This window comes from Streptomyces coffeae, from assembly GCF_016741875.1.
Taxonomy (GTDB): domain Bacteria; phylum Actinomycetota; class Actinomycetes; order Streptomycetales; family Streptomycetaceae; genus Streptomyces; species Streptomyces coffeae.
On record NZ_JAERRF010000008.1, the window covers coordinates 276,837 to 294,620 of the forward strand.

Sequence of the window (17,784 nt, forward strand, 5' to 3'; positions counted from 1 at the left end):
CTTCACCGGACCGTTGCGGCGGCCGCCTCCGGGCGGCCGCCGCGGCGCTGTCGGGCCACCGCCGGATATCGGCCCGGCGGGGCGGCGGCGGGGCGTGAGACCCTTGGGGTGCCAGACCTTCGAGGTACGACAACGACCGAAAGCTTGCCTGTGACCGCCACGGACCGCTCCATCGAGCTCATCAACGCCGCCGCCCAGGCAGCCGCCGACAAGCTCGCGCACGACATCATCGCGTACGACGTCAGCGATGTGCTCTCGATCACCGACGCCTTCCTGCTGGCCTCGGCGCCCAACGACCGCCAGGTGAAGTCGATCGTCGACGAGATCGAGGAGCGGCTGAACAAGGAGCTCGGCGCCAAGCCGGTGCGCCGCGAGGGCGACCGTGAGGCCCGCTGGGTGCTGCTGGACTACGTGGACGTCGTGGTGCACGTCCAGCACAGCGAGGAGCGGGTCTTCTACGCCCTGGAGCGGCTGTGGAAGGACTGCCCGCAGCTGGAGCTCCCGGCCGACGCCGTCGCCACCCGGGGCAAGGCGGAGGAGTACGCGCAGGCGCGGGCGGCCGACGGCGGCCCGGTCGGCGGTGAGCTCAGCTGAACGGCACCATGGGCGGCCGGGGCCGCCGCGTTGTCCTGTGGCGGCACGGCCAGACGGCCTGGAACATCGAGCGCCGCTTCCAGGGCTCCCTGGACATCGAGTTGACCGAGACCGGGACGGCGCAGGCGCGCCGGTCGGCCCGGCTGCTGGCCGCGCTGAAGCCGGACGCGATCGTCGCCTCCGACCTCAAGCGGGCCGCGGCGACCGCCGCCGAGCTGGCGGCCGTCACCGGGCTGACGGTCTCCCACGACGCCTCGCTCCGCGAGACCTACGCCGGTCGGTGGCAGGGGCTCACCCACGACGAGATCATGGCGCAGTTCGGCGAGGAGTACACCGCGTGGAAGCGCGGTGAGCCCGTGCGACGCGGTGGCGGCGAACTGGAGTCCGAGGTCGCCGACCGGGCCGCCCCGGTGGTGCTGGAGAGCACCGAGAAGCTGCCCGACGGTGGCACGCTGGTGGTGGTCAGCCACGGCGGCACCATCCGCACCACCATCGGCCGGCTGCTCGGTCTGGAGCCCCGGACCTGGGAGGCGCTGGGCGGTCTGTCCAACTGCTGCTGGTCGGTGCTGGGCGAGGGAGTGCGCGGCTGGCGGCTGCTGGAGCACAACGCCGGATCGCTGCCCGAGCCGGTGCTCGGCGACGACGACTGAGCGGATTTCCTTTTCCGGCAGGTCACCGGCTATGCTCCTTCTCGTTCGAAGCGCTCCGGCGCAAAGAACAGCGGGGCTATAGCTCAGTTGGTAGAGCGCCTGCATGGCATGCAGGAGGTCAGGAGTTCAATTCTCCTTAGCTCCACAGCACCGCACCGATCCCGTCCCCTCTCCGAGGGTGGCGGGATCGCTGCTTTTCCCGGCCCGTTTCCCGGCCCGTCAGGCCCGCTTGGCGCGCTGAGCACGCTCGGCCCGCATCGCGGAGAGCGGGCGGGCATGGGCGGAGCAGCCGATCAGCGGGTCGTGAATGGCCCGCAGCCGCTCCAGGAAGCCCCGGCTCTCCTCGTCGTCCGGGGTGTAGACCACGACCCGGGTCTCGGGCGCGCCGCTGATCTGCATCGACGTCGAGAGCATCCGTATCTCGCCGACCGAGGCGTGCTGCACCACCTTGATCCGCGCACCGGGCGGGGCGACGTCCCCGGTGCGCCAGAGCCGGGCGAAGTGGTCGCTGGCGGCCAGCAGCCGGGCGAGGAACTCCTCCCACTCGGGCTCGCCCACATGCCGTCCGTACCCGCCGCGCAGCGTCGCCACGATGACCGGCAGCTCCTCGTCGAGATTGAGCAGCGAGACGCAGCAGCGCTGATTGACGAAGAGCTGCCACAGCACGTTCCTCTCGGACGGGGCGGTGGGGAGCAGCATCGACGGAAAGAGGTGCTGGTAACCGGCGTTGTACGCCAGGATGTCGTACCGGGCGTTGTAGACCACGGCCGGAAGCGGGTCGAGCGCGTCGATGATGCCCTGCACCTCGGGGCTGACCGTATGCGTGTCCCGCGTCCGGTCCGGGACGTACGGCACCTCGGCCAGGTGGTACAGATGCTCGCGCTCGGCGCGGTCGAGCCGCAGGGTGCGCGCGATCGCGTCCAGCACCTGCACACTCGCGTTGATCGGGCGGCCCTGCTCCAGCCAGGTGTACCAGGTGACGCCGACGCCGGAGAGCTGGGCGACCTCCTCCCGGCGCAGCCCGGGGGTGCGGCGGCGCAGCCCGGGCGCCATCCCCACGTCCGCGGGGGTCACCCGGGCGCGGCGGCTGCGCAGGAAGGCGGCCAGCTCGGGCCGCCGTCGTTGGGCGGCCTGCCGGTGCTGTGCGGTGTTCACGGCCATCGTCGCTCCCCATGTCCCCCGTGGCGGCGCCGTCCCCCGTGACGGCGACTCCCGTGACGGCCTCCGCGCGGGGGGCCGGTCCTCCATGCTCCCGGTGGCGGCCGGAGGCTGCCAGGTGCTGCCACTACCAGCATCGGCGGGCTCTCGTTACCGGTATCGGCGCGCCCGCAGGCTCGGTTCATGACCCACACCACCCCGACCACCCCTCTCCCCGCAGAGGACTCCGCGACCAGTAAAGGCCACCCCACTGACATCCCGGCCGGCGCCGCCCCGGCCGCGCGGCGGACCGCGCGCCCCGGCTGGCTGCTCGCCATCGTCCTCACCGGCCAGCTCATGGCCGTGCTCGACGTCTTCATCGTCAATGTCGCGGCGCCGACCATGCGCGCCGATCTGCACGCTTCCGGCGCCGGACTCCAGCTCGTCATCGCCGGTTACACGATTTCCTATGCCGTCCTGCTGATCACCGGGGCGCGGCTGGGCGCCCTGCTCGGCCACCGGCGGATGTTCCTGTCCGGGCTCGCGGCCTTCACCGCCGCCTCGCTCGCCTGCGGGCTGGCCGGCAGCACCGGGCAGCTGATCGCCTTCCGGTTCGTCCAGGGCGCGGCGTCGGCGATGATGCTGCCGCAGGTGCTCAGCCTCATCCAGCGGACGTACACGGGCAGTTCGCGGGCGCGGGCGCTCGGCGCGTACTCCGCGGTGCTCGCCTCCGGCGCCGCCGCCGGGCTGATCGTGGGCGGGGTGCTGGTCGAGGCCGACCTGATGGGCACGGGCTGGCGTCCGGTCTTCCTGGTCAACGTGCCGATCGGGCTGCTGCTGCTCGTTCTCGGACCGCGGCTGATGCACTCCCCGGAGGAGGCGCCGCGCGGCCCGGCCACCGCGCTCCGGGACGGCCTGGATCTGCCCGGTCTGGTGCTGCTGGCCGCGGCGGTCCTGCTGTTCACGGTGCCGATGGTGCTCGGCCAGGAGTGGGACTGGCCGCTGTGGGGCTGGATCATGCTGGGGCTGAGCGTGGTCGTGGCGGGGCTGTTCGCGGCGTACGAGGCGCGGCTGGCCCGGCGCGGCGGCAGGCCGCTGATCTCCCCGCGCGTGGTGCGGGCGCCCGGAATGGCGGTGGCGGTGCTCCGTATCGTGCTGGCGATGGCGACGAACGCGGGTTTCCTGTTCGTCACCACCCTGCATGTGCAGGGCGGGCTGGGCTACAGCGCGATGCGGGCCGGACTGACCTTCGTGCCCACGGCGGCGGCGTTCGGCGTGCTGGGACTCAACTGGCAGCGGCTGCCGGTGCGTTGGCAGGCGGTCGCGGTACCGGCCGGATTCACGCTGGCGGCCGTGTCGTTCCTCGGGCTCGGTCTGGCGCTGCGGCACGGCGGCGACGGCGGCCCGTGGCTCTACGTCGTCCTGGTGGGCGCCGGAGCGGGCCTCTCGCTCGCCTACAGCCCCGTCCTGACGCGGACGTTGGCGACTGTACGGCCGCAGGACGCGGCGGACGCCAGCGGCGTTCTGGTGACGGCGGCTCAACTCGGTCTGCTGAGCGGAGTCGCGGTCTTCGGCACGGTGTTCCTGAACGCGGCGGACAGTGCCGCGCCCGGAGCGCATGCCTCGGCGGACGCCCTGTGGGTGACCTGCGTCGCACTGGCCGTGGCGGCAGCATGCGGAACGCTGCTGAGTCTCGTGAGGCGGGTGAGGCATCTCCGCTGACCTGGGGCGTCGTCCCATGGCAGAATCGGACGGCCGGAGGGGCAGGGGCCGACAGTCCGATGGGGAGGGCAGGTGGGATGCCGACCAGCATCCTCGATGCGATCGAGGACCTTTCCGACGCGGATCGGCCGGGCATCGCATGCCCGTCCTGCGGCTCCGGCAAAGTGGCTCAGGTCCTCGGCGACAACGGCGGTGTTTCCTACGTGTGTACGGCCTGCGGCCACAGCTGGAGCTGAGTGACATGGGAGCACACAGCCGGAAATGTGACTGGTGCGGCAGCGGCACACCGATCGTCCGCGACATGGAGCCGCTCAACTCCGACTACCAGTACTGGTGCGCGGAGTGCGCACGGGCGCTGATCATCAAGGGCGATCCCATCGAGACCTACCGGGAGCTGGAAGGGGAGCCGATCTACGGTCGGCTCCTCGACGAGCACTGCACGCTCAAGCGTTTCTACTCGTTCGCGACGGCGTAACCCGGCCCTGCTCCGGCCTCGCGGCAATCGATTTGGCGGAAGCCCGGGGCGTCCGTGTAATGTAGGCGATGCCGCCGCGGCGAGCCGGGCGGAGCAAGACCTGGGGCTATAGCTCAGTTGGTAGAGCGCCTGCATGGCATGCAGGAGGTCAGGAGTTCAATTCTCCTTAGCTCCACAGTTACCAGGAGACGGACTGTCCGATATGGGCGGTCCGTCTCTTTTATCACTCGGGGTTTTACGGGTTCGTTCCGCCCGTCGTTTCTTCTTCCCGCCACCGCGGCTCCCTCGATGCGGGCCATTGGTGCCCTGCGGTAACCTGGCTCCATGCGTGCCGTACGCCTTCTGCTTAGCGGGCCGCGCTGATCACGTACCGACCGAGAACAGTTCCGGTCGGCATCGGCGCGGCGTCCCCTCCTGTGCGAGGGGTCTTTTTGTTTCGGAGGCAAGAGGGAGCCGTTCCCTACCGCAGGCAGAGACGACCGATGGAGCTTTGAGGATCATGAGCGAGACCAATGCCGCGGCCGAGGTGGCCGCGCCGCACCGCTACACGGCCGCCCTGGCCGCTGACATCGAAGCCCGCTGGCAGGACTTCTGGGCCGCGAACGGCACGTATGACGCGGCCAACCCCAGCGGTGACCTGGCCGGTGACGCCGAGGCCGTCGCCCGGCCCAAGAAGTTCGTCATGGACATGTTCCCGTACCCCTCGGGTGCGGGTCTGCACGTCGGCCATCCGCTGGGCTACATCGCCACCGACGCCTACGCCCGCTACCACCGCATGACGGGCCACAACGTCCTGCACACCCTGGGCTTCGACGCCTTCGGCCTGCCCGCCGAGCAGTACGCGGTGCAGACCGGCACCCACCCCAGGGTGAGCACCGAGGCCAACATCGAGAACATGCGGCGCCAGCTGCGCCGGTTGGGCCTGGGCCACGATCCGCGCCGCTCCTTCGCGACGATCGACCCGGACTACTACCGGTGGACCCAGTGGATCTTCCTCCAGATCTTCAATTCCTGGTACGACCCGGAGGCGCGGAAGGCCCGCCCGATCGCCACCCTGGTCGAGCAGTTCACCTCCGGTGAGCGCCCGACCCCCGACGGCCGCCCCTGGGCCGAGCTGACCGAGGCCGAGCGCGCGGACGTCCTGGGCGGCTACCGCCTGGCGTACGCCTCGGACGCGCCCGTCAACTGGTGCCCCGGGCTGGGCACCGTGCTGGCCAACGAGGAGGTCACCGCGGAGGGCCGCTCCGAGCGCGGCAACTTCCCCGTCTTCAAGGCCAAGCTGCGCCAGTGGAACATGCGCATCACCGCCTACGCCGACCGGCTGCTGTCGGACCTGGACGCGCTGGACTGGCCCGAGGCCATCAAGCTGCAACAGCGCAACTGGATCGGGCGCAGCGAGGGTGCCCGGGTGGACTTCCCGGTGGCCGACCACCCCGAGGCGAAGATCACCGTCTTCACCACCCGCCAGGACACCCTGTTCGGCGCCACCTATATGGTGCTGGCCCCCGAGCACGGCCTGGTGGACGAGATCGTCCCGGCCGCCTGGCCCGAGGGCACCCACGAGGTGTGGACCGGCGGGCACGCCACCCCGGCCGCGGCCATCGCCGCGTACCGCAAGCAGGCCGCGGCCAAGTCCGATGTGGAGCGGCAGGCCGAGGCCAAGGACAAGACCGGTGTCTTCACCGGCGCGTTCGCGGTCAACCCGGTCAGCGGCGAACCGGTGCCGGTCTTCATCGCCGACTATGTGCTGATGGGCTACGGCACCGGCGCGATCATGGCCGTTCCGGCGCATGACACCCGTGACTTCGCCTTCGCCCGCGCCTTCGAACTGCCCATGCGCTGTGTGGTGAAGCCCTCGGACGACCGTGGCACCGACCCCTCCACCTGGGACGACGCCTTCGCCTCCTATGACGCGAAGATCGTCAACTCCACTGGGGAGTCCGTCTCGCTGGACGGGCTGGGCGTCGTCGAGGCCAAGGCGCGTATCACCGAGTGGCTGGAGGCCCGCGGGATCGGCGAGGGCACCGTCAACTTCCGGCTGCGTGACTGGCTGTTCAGCCGCCAGCGCTACTGGGGCGAGCCCTTCCCGATCGTCTACGACGAGGACGGCATCGCCCATCCGCTGCCCGAGTCGATGCTGCCCCTGGAGCTGCCCGAGGTCGACGACTACGCACCGCGCACCTTCGACCCGGACGATGCCGACACCTCCCCGGAGACCCCGCTGTCCCGGAACGAGGACTGGGTCAACGTGATGCTGGACCTGGGTGACGGCCGCGGCCCCCGCCGGTACCGCCGCGAGACCAACACCATGCCCAACTGGGCCGGATCGTGCTGGTACGAGCTGCGCTACCTGGACCCGCGCAACGACGACCGGCTGGTCGACCCGGACATCGAGCGCTACTGGATGGGCCCGCGCGAGGGGCAGCCGGGCGGCGGTGTCGACCTGTACATCGGCGGCGCCGAGCACGCCGTACTGCATCTGCTGTACGCCCGCTTCTGGTCCAAGGTGCTGTTCGACCTGCGCCATGTCTCCTCGTCCGAGCCGTTCCACAAGCTGTACAACCAGGGCATGATCCAGGCGTTTGTCTACCGGGACAGCCGGGGCATCGCCGTTCCGGCCGCCGAGGTCGAGGAGCGCGACGGCGCCTACTGGTACCAGGGCGAGAAGGTCACCCGGGTGCTGGGCAAGATGGGCAAGTCCCTGAAGAACGCCGTCACGCCGGACGAGATCTGCGCCGAGTACGGGGCCGACACGCTGCGGCTGTACGAGCTGGCCATGGGCCCGCTGGACGTTTCGCGCCCCTGGGACACCCGCGCGGTCGTCGGCCAGTACCGGCTGTTGCAGCGGCTGTGGCGCAATGTCGTGGACGAGAACACCGGCGAGCCGGTGGTCGTCGACGCCGAGCCCGACGAGGCGACGCTGCGCGCCCTGCACAAGGCGATCGACGGGGTCCGGCAGGACATGGTGGGCCTGCGCTTCAACACCGCCATCGCCAAGATCACCGAGCTGAACAACCACGTCACCAAGGTGCGTGAGGTGCCGCGCCAGGTGGCCGAGGGCCTGGTGCTGCTGATCGCCCCGCTGGCCCCGCACATCGCCGAGGAGCTGTGGCGCAAGCTGGGCCACACCACCTCGGTCGTCCACGAGCCCCTGCCGGTCGCCGACCCGGCGTATGTGGTGGACGAGACGGTGACGTGCGTGGTGCAGATCAAGGGCAAGGTCAAGGCGCGGCTGGAGGTGTCCCCGTCGGTCTCGGAGGACGAGCTGGAGAAGCTGGCCCTGGGAGACCCGGCGGTGGTGGCGGCGCTGGACGGCGCGGGCATCCGCAAGGTGATCGTGCGGGCGCCGAAGCTGGTCAACATCGTCCCGGCGTGATCGCTGTCGGTCCGGCGTGATCGTTGTCGTTCCGGGGTGACGGTCGCCGCGTGGCGGTTTCCCCGCGTGGCGGTTCCCCGCGTGGCGGTTCCCCGCGTGGCGGTTCCCCGTACGGGCGGGCCGGGGGTTCCTCAGGAACCCCCGGCCCGCCCGGTCCGTTTAGGCTGGAGGAACGAGTGCCGTTGACGCGTGCCGCCGCCGTGACCGACGCCCGAAGGAGCGCGCATGGAAGCCGTTTGGATCCTGTTGGTGCTGTTCCTGGTCTGTGCCGGAATGGGGGTCTACGCGACCGCGCGGGCGGTCAAGGCGGCCAAGCGGGGCATCGACCGCACCGTGCACCAAGCCCGGCGCACGGTGGAGGACACCCGGCTGCGGGCCCGCCAGTTCGCCCAGCCGGGCACCGCCGGTGAGCTGGCCGAGCTGCGGCTGTCCCTGCGCTCCTCGATGCAGGCCACCGAGCAGGCGCTGAACGCCTCGGCGGAGCAAGACCGCTCGCTGTCGGAGTCGTTGGGGCTGTTCCGGCGGCTCACCGAGCACGGGCAGGAACTGGAGGAGGACCTCAAGCGGCTGGAGCGGGAACCCGACAAGGCCAGGGTCACCGCCCTGCTGCCCGAGCTGCGGGAGCGCACCCAGCGGATCACCCACTCCGCGGACTCGCTGCGATGGGCGGCGCGGGACCGGGCCCAGCGGTTCGCCCGGGACGATCTGGAGACACTGGGCCGCGAGATCGACATGGAGGCGGGCGCGCTGCGGCACTGGACGTCGGAGGAGCCGGGGCAGCCGCAGGGGGCGCAGGGGGTCTCTCAAGGTGCTTCCGAGCGTTCCGAGGATTCCGGGCGATCTGAGCGTTCTGAGCGTTCCGGGCGGACGCGGCCGCCGGAGCCGCCTTCGATCGGTACGGCGCCCCGGACGGAGGGTTTCTCCTGGCAGAAGCCGTGGCAGAAATCCGCCCGTCCGGAGAACACGGCCTGACGCGGATCGCACAGGCGCCGATGCGGGCCGGAACGGGCCTGACCGGTACGGTCAGTGATCATCTGGCGGGGTCGAGCTGTCGGCCCGGCGCGTCCCCCGATAACCTCCCTGTCATGTCCCGCCATGTCGCGATCGTGACCGATTCAACGGCGTACCTGCCGCAGGAGGCGATGGAGCGGCACCGCATCACCGCCGTTCCGCTGACGGTGGTGCTCGGAGACCGGGCCCTGGAGGAGGGCACCGAGATCTCGGCGCGTTCCCTCGCACAGGCCCTCCAGAAGCGCAGGCCGGTGACAACTTCCCGGCCCAGCCCCGAGATGTTCGCCGCGGCCTACCGCGCCGCCGCCGCGGAGGGGGCTACGGGCATCGTCTCCCTCCATCTGTCCGCCGAGATCTCCGGTACCTACGACGCGGCGGTGCTCGCCGCCCAGGACGCCCCGGTGCCGGTGCGGGTGATGGACAGCGGCATGGTCGCGATGGCGCTGGGCTTCTGCGCGCTGGCCGCGGCCGAGACGGCGGACGGCGGGGGCACGCTGGACGAGATCGTGGCGGCGGCCCAGAAGCGGGCCGACGGCACCGCGGCCTACTTCTACGTGGACACCCTCGACTATCTGCGGCGCGGCGGCCGCATCGGCACGGCGCAGGCCCTCCTCGGCTCCGCGCTGGCGGTCAAACCGCTGCTCCAGCTCGACGACGGGCGGATCTCACTCCGGGAGAAGGTGCGCACCGCCTCGAAGGCCATCGCCCGGCTGGAGGAGCTGGTGGTGGAGCGGGCCGGACAGAGCTCCGTGGACATCGCGGTGCAGCATCTGGCGGCGGGGGAGCGGGCGGCGGCGCTCGCGGATCGGCTGCGGGAGCGGGTGCCGGGGCTGGTGGAGCTGTATGTGGGGGAGGTGGGCGCGGTGATCGGCGCCCACACCGGGCCGGGACTGCTGGGCGCGATCGTTTCGCCGCGGTAGGGGCCGGGGGCTGGGGTCGGTCACTCGCCGGGGTGACCGGGATATCCACAACCGCTGGGTTTTCCCCGGGATGTGGGGCGGCTCAGCGGGATCGACCGGATGTGCCTACGGTCGGGAGGCATGAGGTCACGATCACAGCCAGTAATCATCGGTACGGAGCGCGGTCGTCATCGCGGGGGTCGGGCGTTCGCGCCGGCGGGAAAGCCGTCGTCCGCGGCTCGGGCCGCGGCCCTGTTGCCCGCGCGCCACGCTGGGCGGCAGAGCGGATGCGGCACCACCGTCGCCCTCGGTAGCCGGGACGGTCCGGAGGCGCAGGCTCCGGCGCGTCCGGCACCCCGGTGGGCCGACACGGTCGAGTCCGAGGAGGACGTTGAGGCCGGGGCCGGGGCCGGAGCCAGAGCCAGAGCCAGAGCCGGGGCAGGAGCCGGGACCGGCGTCGGGACCGGTGGTGGTGGGGCGGTGCGGCGCCGCGAGCGGACCCGGCTGGTGCTGCGGGAGCGGCTGCCGACATGGCTCCAGGTGCGCTGCGGTATGCGGCTCAGAACCCTCGCGGCGCTGTCGGTCACTCTGCTCGTGGCGGTGGCCTTCGCGGTGTACCACTTCTGGACCGGCCGTCCGCAGACCGTGCGAGCGCCGGAGCCCGAAGCGCCGCGCGCCGCGCCCGCCGGGCCTGTTCCCACCCCTGGTGGGCGGTCCGGCGTGGGTGCGGGCCGTTCGGTCGTGGTCGATGTGACGGGCAAGGTCCGCCGCCCGGGGTTGCGTACGCTGCCGTCCGGCGCGCGGGTCGACGACGCTCTGGAGGCGGCGGGCGGGGTACGGCCGGGCGCGGACACCAGCGGGCTGAACCGCGCCCGTCCGCTGGTCGACGGCGAACAGCTCGTGGTCGGCGCCCCGGCGGGCCAGGCCCCCGGCGGCGGCCCGCCCTCCGCAGGGGGCAACGCCGCGGGTACGGGCGGCGGTACGGGCCCCGGAGCCGGCACGGGCACCGGTAACGGTGCTCCCGGTGCGCCGGGCGGTCCGGGTGCGCCGGGCGGTCCGGGTGCGCCGGGCGGTCCGGGTGCGCCGGGTGGTCCGGTCAGCCTCAACTCCGCGACTCCCGAGCAGTTGGACACCCTGCCAGGCGTCGGTCCGGTGCTGGCGCGGCACATCATCGACTACCGCACCCAGCACGGCGGTTTCCGCAGCATCGATGAACTCCGCGAAGTGAATGGGATCGGCGAGCGCCGGTTCGCCGATCTGCGTCCGCTGGTCCGCCCATGACGGCACAGCCCACCCGGGCCCGTGCACCGGTGCATGCCGCGGCCGCCTCTCCGCGCGGGGCGTCCGAGCCCCGCCAGGAGGGCCCGCCCGACCTCCGGCTGGTGCCACCCGCCGTCACGGCCTGGATCGCCGCGGCCGTCGCCCTGGGCACGCCGGGCCGGACCGTCGCCGTGGTCTGCGCGCTGGCCTGCCTCGCGGCAGCCGCCCTGCTGTTCAGGACCAGCCATCCGCTCCGGGCCCGCGATCTGCTCAGGTCCCGTGACCTGTTCCGGGCCCGTCATCTGTTCCGGGACCGCGGCCTGTTGGGGGTCGGCCATCGAACGGACCCGGCCATGGCTGGTCGGCCACGCGCGGGCACACCCCGTCCCCACCACGGCCCCGACGGTACCCGCCCTCCCGGCGCCGTGCTCCCGGCCCACGATCCGGCGACCCGGACGGGCGGGAGAGGGGTGGCGCGCGACACCAACTCCCCCACGCACGGCGGCGGGCGGCGGCGGAGCGTTGCGGGGGCGGTAGCGGCGGCGCTGCTCTGCGGTGCGGCAGCGGGGGCGGTCGCCGCGCTGCATGCGGCCGAGGTGCGGGAGGGTCCGGTTCCGTCGCTGGCCCGGGAGTACGCCGGGATCACCGCCGAGGTCAAGGTCACCGGTGACCCCCGGCTCACCCGCCCCCGGGTGCGGGGTGCCGCGCTCGCGCCCGTGGCGGTGGTGATCGAGGCGGAGGTCGGGCGGGTCACCGGACCCGACGGCACAACGACCGTCACCCGTGCCCCCGTGCTGGTGACGGTCCGGGCGGGGGCCGCGCGGGAGCGGGCGCGCTGGCTCGAGCTGCTGCCCTCGACCCGGCTGCGGCTGCACGGCCGTCTGGCGCCGCCGCTGCGCGAGGGGGACCGCGTCGCGGCCGTGGTGCGGGTCGACGGCGGTGGGCCGCCGCGGGTCATCGGTGAGCCCAGCGCCCTCCAGCAGCAGGCGGGACGGCTGCGCGCGGGGCTGCGGACCGCGACGGACGGGCTCTCCCCGGACGCGCGGGCACTGCTGCCGGGGCTGGTCGTGGGGGACACCTCCCGGGTACCGCCCGACCTCGACGAGGCGTTCCGGGCCACGGACCTGCTTCATCTGATGGCGGTCTCCGGCAGCAATCTGACACTCGTTCTCGCCCTGCTGATCGGCCCGCCCCGCCTTGCCGCACGGGCCGAGCGGCGGGGGCTGGCCGCCGCGCTCGGGCTGCGGCTCAGAGCGACGGCGGTGCTCGGCGGCGCGCTCACCCTGTGCTTTGTCATCGTGTGCCGTCCCGAGCCCAGTGTGCTGCGCGCGGCGGTGTGCGGGCTGATCACCCTGCTCGCCCTCGGTACCGGACGGCGTAGATCCCTGCTGCCCGCCCTGGCCGCCGCCGTTCTCGCGCTGGTCCTCTACGACCCATGGCTGGCGCGGGACTACGGTTTCGCGCTCTCGGTCCTGGCCACCGGCGCGCTGCTCACCTTCGCGCCGGTGTGGTCGGCCGCGCTGCGCCGCCGTGGTGTGCCGGGCCGATGGGCGGAGGTGCTGGCGGCGGCCGCGGCCGCCCAGGCGGTCTGTGCTCCGGTCGTCGTGGTGCTGGCCGAGCGGGTGAGTCTGGTGGGGGTTCCCTGCAATCTGCTGGCCGAGGTGGCGGTCGGCCCGGCCACCGTCCTCGGGTTCGCCGCGCTCGCCGCGGCGCCGTTCGCTCCGCCGCTCGCCGGGTGGATCGCCTGGCCGGCCGGATGGCCCGCGGAGTGGATCGCCGAGGTGGCCCGGAGGGGCGCGGCCCTGCCCGGGGCGGAGCTGGACTGGCCGGGCGGGTGGCAGGGCGGGCTGCTACTGGCCCTCGCCACCCTGGCCGCCGTTCTGGTGGGCCGGCGCGTGCTGCACCACCGGTGGCTGTGCGCGGTGTGCGCGCTGGGCCTGCTGCTCGCGGTGGTCCGCCCGGCGCCGTTGGCCCGGGTCATCACCGGCTGGCCACCGTCCGGTTGGCGGCTGGTGGCGTGTGATGTCGGCCAAGGCGACGCACTGGTCCTGGCGGCTGGATCCGGTACGGCCGTCGTGGTGGACACCGGCCCCGAGCCCCACGCCGTCGACCGCTGTCTGCGCTCCCTGGGTGTGGTCCGGATCCCGCTGCTGGTGCTCACCCACTTCCACGCCGACCATGTGGCCGGGCTGACCGGTGTGTTGCGCGGGCGCGGGGTGGGCGCCATCGAGACGACCAGCCTGGAGGATCCGCCGGGCCAGGCCGAGTTCGTGCGGCGCCGTGCGCGGGCGGCGCATGTTCCGGTGGTCGCGGCGGAGCCGGGGGAGCGGCGCCGGTTCGGCCCGCTGTCCTGGGAGGTCCTGTGGCCCGCGCCGCCACCCCCGGCATCGCCCCCGGCCACCCCCGCCGTACCGACGACGGAGGGGGCGAACGACGCGAGCGTCACCCTGTTCGTGCGTACCGCGGGGCTGACCCTGCTGCTCCTCGGTGACCTCGAACCACCCGCCCAACGGGCCCTGCTGGCGGCGCACCCCGAGCTGCCCCGGGTCGATGTGGTGAAGGTCGCCCACCACGGCTCGGCCTATCAGGACCCCCGGCTGATGCACCGCCTCCGCCCGCGCCTCGCGCTGATCTCCTGCGGTGCGGACAATCCGTACGGTCATCCGTCCCCGCGCACCATCGCGGCCCTGCGTGTCCAGGGGGCGGCCGTGCTGCGGACGGACACCGACGGGCCGATCGCCGTGACGGGGCCCGCGCTGCGCGCGGTGCTCAGACGGCCCACACGCCGTTCCGCATCAGATGGCGCTCCGGGAGCTCGGGCTCCTCGTACCAGACCTGTACCTCGGTGGGTGCCACCTTGTAGTACGCGTAGGAGGAGCCGTTCTCCGATCTGCGGGGATCCCACAGCGACTTGGCCGCGAAGGTGTCGGCGGTGGCGACCGGCACCTCGTCCCGGGCGAACTCCTCCACGGTTCCCCCGATCAGCACCACATCACGGGTGTCGGCCAGGGAGAGCCGGGCCCAGCCGACTTCCCGCAGATTGCGGCCGGTGGGATTGGTCCGGCGGGTGGAGAGCCAGATCGCCTCGCCGTCCCACAGGAACGACAGCGGCACCAGGCAGGCACCCCCTGCCCGTCGGCGGACGCCACCCAGATGTCCGCCTCCCGCTCCAACCGCTCCAACAGATCGCGTTTGCGCTGCCGTTGATCGCGCACCGCCACTGAATCGTTTGAATCGTTCCCCATGGTCCGCCCGTTCCCCTCTCGACCGGTCTGCCTCAGCGCACGCTATCCACGCGGCGGCGCCCGGTGCCTCGGGCATGCGGCGTAGGGCCGGGGCCGTACGCCCGGACGGACCGGCGGTATACGCCGGACCGGTGCCGTACGCCCCGGACGGCCCCGGGCCGTCAGTGGACCGGGGCGTTCTCCTCCTCCCGTGCGGGGGACGCCTCCGCCGTGCGGCCGCGGGTCAGCAGGGGCGCGGTGAGACAGGCCGCGGCGAGCAGGATGGCGAAGGCCACGGTGAGCGCTGTGGTGTAGCCGTGTACCGAGGCCGCCGCTCGGGTGGCCTCGGTGTGGTCCGCCAGGTAGGACGTGGCGGCGCTCGCGGCGAGGGTGTTGAGCAGTGCCGTGCCCAGGGCCGCGCCCAGTTGCTGTGCGGCGTTGTAGGCCGCAGAGGCGGCGCCGATGTCATGGTGGCGCAGTCCCGCGATGGCCAGGCTCGCGGTCGAGGCGATGACGCAGCCCAGGCCGACCCCGGTGAGGACAAGCGCCGGGACCAGATACAGCGGGAGGACATGTGCGCTGTCCGCGGTCAGCCGGGTCAGGACGAGCATGCCGCCGGCCGCGGCGAGCAGGCCCGGCACGATGACCGCCACGGGCCCCACCCGACCATGGAGGCGTCCGGCGACGACGGTCGAACCCACCAGGGCGGCCGCGGCGTTGATGATCAGCGTCCAGCCCGCCTGGACCGGTGAATAGCCCAGAACCGTCTGTGTGTAGTAGCTCATGAACAGGTAGAAGCCGAACATCGCGATGAACATCAGCGTGATGGCCAGGAACGCGCCCGCGCGGGTGCGGTGCAGCAGTACCCGCATCGGCAGCAGGGGATCAGCGGCGCGGCGCTCGACGGCCGTGAAGAGGACCAGGAGCAGTAGACCGGCGGCCAGCAGCCCGAGCACCTGGATCGAGCCCCACCCGTGCGGTTCGGCCTGGTTGAACGCGTACACCACCGCCGCCAGACCCCCGGTGCCGAGCAGGGCACCGGGGATGTCGAGCCGCCCGCCGTCCCGGATCGGCCGGTCCGCGGGCACCAGCGTGGCGCCGAGTACGGCGAGCAGGCCGATCGGGACGTTGATGTAGAGACACCAGCGCCAGCTGGTGTACTCGGTCAGCAGTCCGCCCGCGATCAGACCGACGGCGGATCCGGCCGCGCCGACCGCGGCGAAGACCCCGAAGGCCCGGCCACGTTCCCGTGGTTCGGTGAAGGTCGTGGCCAGCAGAGACATCCCGGCGGGCGCCAGCCCCGCGGCGAACACGCCTTGCAACGCCCGCGCCCCGAAGAGCATCTCGGGGTTGACCGCCGCCCCGCCCAGCGCGGACGCGGCCGAGAAACCGATCAGCCCGGCCGTGAAGGTGCGCCGGTGTCCGACCGCACCGCTCACCCTGCCGCCGATCAGCAGCAGTCCACCGAAGGCCAGCGCATAGGCGGTGATGGCCCATTGCCGGCTCGCGTCGGACATCCCCAGAGCACTCTGCGCGGACGGCAGCGCGATGTTCACGATCGTCCCGTCCAGGACCACCAGTAACTGCGCCGCGCTGACCACCAGCAGAGCCCACCACCGCCGTCGATCAGGAGTGGAATCCGTCATGTTGTCCCTCATTTCCCTCACCGTCCGCCACCGTGCGTCTATCAACGTATGGGATCCCCTAACGCTGTTAGGGACGGCGAACAACGTACTACACTGGCCCGAGCGGTCGAGGACACAGACGACATCAAGTGACGGGTGAGGCGCGGTGGTTGCGGCGGGTGGCAAGCGCGGTCAGCGGCAGGACGACGGTGTGCGGAGCATCTGGCTGCGATCCCGGCGCGCCACGCGCGGGGAGCCGCCGCTGACGCTCCCGCGCATCGTCGAGGAGGCCGTCGCCCTCCTCGACGAGGAGGGGATCGACCGGCTGACCATGCGCCGCCTGGCCGACCGGCTCGGTGTGGTGGCCCCGTCGCTGTACTGGCACGTCGAGACCAAGGACGATGTGATCGACCTCGCCGTCGACGCCATTTTCAGCGAGGTCCCGCCCCCGGCCGGGCAGACGGCCGACTGGCATGACGACATCACCACCGTGCTCACCACCTGGCGCGCCGCGCTGCTGCGTCACCCCTGGGCGGCCGCCGTTCCCGCGCGGCGGCGCCCGACCATCGGCCCCAACTTCCTGGCCTGGATGGAACTCCTCCAGGCGACCCTCATCCGCGCCGGGTTCACCGGAAAGAGCCTCTCCGCGGCCACCTGGGCGCTCTACAACCACGTCATGGGATCCGCCTCGACCGAAACCGCCCTGCACATCACCGAGGAGGAACGCCGCGTCGGCCAGGAACAACTGCGGGCGAACAGCGACCGGTACCCGTCGCTGGCCGCCAACGGCTATCTCTACGACGACGACTGGGACGGCAGCTTCACCACCGGTCTGCGCTATCTCCTCGACGGCCTCCAGGCCCAACTGGACCGCGCCCGGCCGGATCGCGGCTAGGCGGCCACCTCACGCCGTAGCGGCGCCGGCCACCTTCCGGGCCAGGGCGAGGGCCTCGTCCACGGCTGCCGGGATGTCGGTCACCGGGAAGACGGCGTGCCGGATGACGCGATCCGCGCCCGAGACCACCAGGATCAGCCGCTTGAGGCGGAGTTGCTGCGCCGCGCGGAAGGCGGGCAGCCGCAGTGCGGCGGCGAACCGCAGCTCACCGTCGGACAGCAGGGGGAAGGGCACCTTCTCGGCGGCCGCGAAGGCGGCCTGTTCATCGGTGCGTTGGGTGCTCACACCCCGCACCGCCGCGCCCGCCGCGCGGAAGGACTCCCAGGCGTCGCGGAACAGCCGGTTCTCCAGGGTGCAGCCCACCGCGCCGGGAATGTCCGCCCAGCTGTCCGGGAGGGGGGAGGGAACCCCGGTCGCCGGATAGGTGAACAGCACCGTGACGGCGCTGTGTTCCGCGACCACATCATGGCCGGCGCCGTCGGAGCCGGTGAGCGCGAGGCCGGGCGGTACGGCGGTGCCCACCAGCTCCCGGACCCGGGCCGTCTCCGCGCTGCCGTCCTCGGCGGTCGCGGTCAGGGCGCCGTCGCCGAGCAGCCAGCGGTCGGCCCAGTCCTGCATGCCGATCAGCACGGGCAGGAACGCCCGGCCGCGCTCGGTCAGTTCGTAGGCGTACCGGACCGGCCGGTCCTGATAGGGGCGGCGCTCCAGTACCGCGTGGTCGACCAGCTCCTTCAGGCGTTCGGCCAGCACCTTGCGGGAGATGGACAGTTCCCGGGTCAGCTCGTCGAAGCGGGTATGCCCACGCGCGACCTCGCGCAGGACGAGCAGGCTCCACCAGTCGCCGAGCACGGCCGCGGCCTGGGCGATGCCGCAGACGTCGTCGAGATCTCGCTTCCTTGTCATGGCCGTCCATAGT

13 protein-coding genes, 2 tRNA genes and 1 pseudogene are annotated in these 17,784 nt (G+C 72.4%); 13 read left to right on the plus strand and 3 right to left on the minus strand.

All coding sequences use genetic code 11. The annotated features are described in order from the left end of the window. Window positions 1–150: 150 nt before the first annotated feature. The 3 genes from rsfS to JK363_RS16165 all read left to right on the plus strand — a co-directional run bounded on the left by rsfS (window position 151) and on the right by JK363_RS16165 (window position 1,389). Window positions 151–594 (plus strand): ribosome silencing factor, encoded by a 444-nt coding sequence (rsfS, locus tag JK363_RS16155; RefSeq protein ID WP_201875589.1) that lies wholly within the window; start codon window positions 151–153, stop codon window positions 592–594. Window positions 595–602: 8 nt separating this feature from the next. Continuing rightward, window positions 603–1,244 carry a histidine phosphatase family protein gene (locus JK363_RS16160; protein ID WP_201875590.1) on the plus strand — a complete coding sequence of 214 codons (642 nt, stop codon included), beginning with the start codon at window positions 603–605 and terminating at the stop codon, window positions 1,242–1,244. Between the two features lie 72 nt (window positions 1,245–1,316). Beyond that, a tRNA-Ala gene (locus JK363_RS16165) sits at window positions 1,317–1,389 on the plus strand. Between the two features lie 74 nt (window positions 1,390–1,463). Here the strand turns inward: JK363_RS16165 and JK363_RS16170 are convergent. Continuing rightward, window positions 1,464–2,405: a helix-turn-helix transcriptional regulator gene (locus tag JK363_RS16170; RefSeq protein WP_201875591.1), complete on the minus strand. Its 942-nt coding sequence runs from the start codon at window positions 2,403–2,405 to the stop codon at window positions 1,464–1,466. A gap of 180 nt (window positions 2,406–2,585) precedes the next feature. On the opposite strand from JK363_RS16170, the gene JK363_RS16175 reads away from it, so the two are divergent. The 9 genes and pseudogenes from JK363_RS16175 to JK363_RS16215 form a co-directional block, all read left to right on the plus strand. Next, on the plus strand, window positions 2,586–4,103 hold the full coding sequence (locus JK363_RS16175; protein ID WP_201875592.1) for an MFS transporter: 1,518 nt from the start codon (window positions 2,586–2,588) through the stop codon (window positions 4,101–4,103). Window positions 4,104–4,180: 77 nt separating this feature from the next. After that, window positions 4,181–4,339, plus strand: coding sequence for a hypothetical protein (locus tag JK363_RS16180; protein WP_201875593.1), 159 nt, complete (start codon window positions 4,181–4,183; stop codon window positions 4,337–4,339). Window positions 4,340–4,344: 5 nt separating this feature from the next. Further along, on the plus strand, window positions 4,345–4,578 hold the full coding sequence (locus JK363_RS16185) for a hypothetical protein (protein WP_176183008.1): 234 nt from the start codon (window positions 4,345–4,347) through the stop codon (window positions 4,576–4,578). Window positions 4,579–4,680: 102 nt separating this feature from the next. Then, window positions 4,681–4,753 (plus strand) — tRNA-Ala (locus tag JK363_RS16190). A 324-nt stretch (window positions 4,754–5,077) separates the two neighbouring features. Further along, window positions 5,078–7,954: a leucine--tRNA ligase gene (leuS, locus tag JK363_RS16195; protein ID WP_201875594.1), complete on the plus strand. Its 2,877-nt coding sequence runs from the start codon at window positions 5,078–5,080 to the stop codon at window positions 7,952–7,954. A 225-nt stretch (window positions 7,955–8,179) separates the two neighbouring features. Beyond that, the gene (locus JK363_RS16200; protein ID WP_201875595.1) at window positions 8,180–8,926 is read left to right on the plus strand and encodes a hypothetical protein; all 747 of its coding nucleotides are present in this window, start codon (window positions 8,180–8,182) and stop codon (window positions 8,924–8,926) included. A 113-nt stretch (window positions 8,927–9,039) separates the two neighbouring features. Beyond that, complete coding sequence (locus tag JK363_RS16205; protein WP_201875596.1) at window positions 9,040–9,885, plus strand: DegV family protein; 846 nt, start codon at window positions 9,040–9,042, stop codon at window positions 9,883–9,885. A gap of 120 nt (window positions 9,886–10,005) precedes the next feature. After that, window positions 10,006–11,145, plus strand: coding sequence for a ComEA family DNA-binding protein (locus JK363_RS16210; RefSeq protein WP_372444789.1), 1,140 nt, complete (start codon window positions 10,006–10,008; stop codon window positions 11,143–11,145). After that, window positions 11,142–13,898, plus strand: a pseudogene (locus JK363_RS16215) (ComEC/Rec2 family competence protein); the annotation flags it as partial. The gene JK363_RS16210 and the pseudogene JK363_RS16215, both read left to right, overlap by 4 nt. Before the next feature lie 632 nt (window positions 13,899–14,530). Here JK363_RS16215 and JK363_RS16220 read toward each other — a convergent pair. Then, on the minus strand, window positions 14,531–15,994 hold the full coding sequence (locus JK363_RS16220) for an MFS transporter (RefSeq protein ID WP_236075824.1): 1,464 nt from the start codon (window positions 15,992–15,994) through the stop codon (window positions 14,531–14,533). A gap of 145 nt (window positions 15,995–16,139) precedes the next feature. On the opposite strand from JK363_RS16220, the gene JK363_RS16225 reads away from it, so the two are divergent. Continuing rightward, window positions 16,140–16,868, plus strand: a complete 729-nt coding sequence (locus JK363_RS16225; RefSeq protein WP_201875599.1) for a TetR/AcrR family transcriptional regulator C-terminal domain-containing protein — start codon at window positions 16,140–16,142, stop codon at window positions 16,866–16,868. A gap of 9 nt (window positions 16,869–16,877) precedes the next feature. On the opposite strand, the gene JK363_RS16230 is transcribed toward JK363_RS16225, so the two are convergent. Beyond that, the gene (locus tag JK363_RS16230) at window positions 16,878–17,771 is read right to left on the minus strand and encodes a winged helix-turn-helix transcriptional regulator (protein WP_201875600.1); all 894 of its coding nucleotides are present in this window, start codon (window positions 17,769–17,771) and stop codon (window positions 16,878–16,880) included. Between the last annotated feature and the right edge of the window lie 13 nt (window positions 17,772–17,784).

Bases quoted from the DNA above. Each gene is read 5' to 3' on its own strand.
- JK363_RS16160 (WP_201875590.1), top strand. From the start codon at position 603: ATGGGCGGCCGGGGCCGCCGCGTTGTCCTGTGGCGGCACGGCCAGACG.
- JK363_RS16170 (WP_201875591.1), bottom strand. From the start codon at position 2,405: ATGGCCGTGAACACCGCACAGCACCGGCAGGCCGCCCAACGACGGCGG.
- JK363_RS16175 (WP_201875592.1), top strand. From the start codon at position 2,586: ATGACCCACACCACCCCGACCACCCCTCTCCCCGCAGAGGACTCCGCG.
- JK363_RS16180 (WP_201875593.1), top strand. From the start codon at position 4,181: ATGCCGACCAGCATCCTCGATGCGATCGAGGACCTTTCCGACGCGGAT.
- JK363_RS16185 (WP_176183008.1), top strand. From the start codon at position 4,345: ATGGGAGCACACAGCCGGAAATGTGACTGGTGCGGCAGCGGCACACCG.
- leuS (WP_201875594.1), top strand. From the start codon at position 5,078: ATGAGCGAGACCAATGCCGCGGCCGAGGTGGCCGCGCCGCACCGCTAC.
- JK363_RS16200 (WP_201875595.1), top strand. From the start codon at position 8,180: ATGGAAGCCGTTTGGATCCTGTTGGTGCTGTTCCTGGTCTGTGCCGGA.
- JK363_RS16205 (WP_201875596.1), top strand. From the start codon at position 9,040: ATGTCCCGCCATGTCGCGATCGTGACCGATTCAACGGCGTACCTGCCG.
- JK363_RS16210 (WP_372444789.1), top strand. From the start codon at position 10,006: ATGAGGTCACGATCACAGCCAGTAATCATCGGTACGGAGCGCGGTCGT.
- JK363_RS16220 (WP_236075824.1), bottom strand. From the start codon at position 15,994: ATGACGGATTCCACTCCTGATCGACGGCGGTGGTGGGCTCTGCTGGTG.
- JK363_RS16230 (WP_201875600.1), bottom strand. From the start codon at position 17,771: ATGACAAGGAAGCGAGATCTCGACGACGTCTGCGGCATCGCCCAGGCC.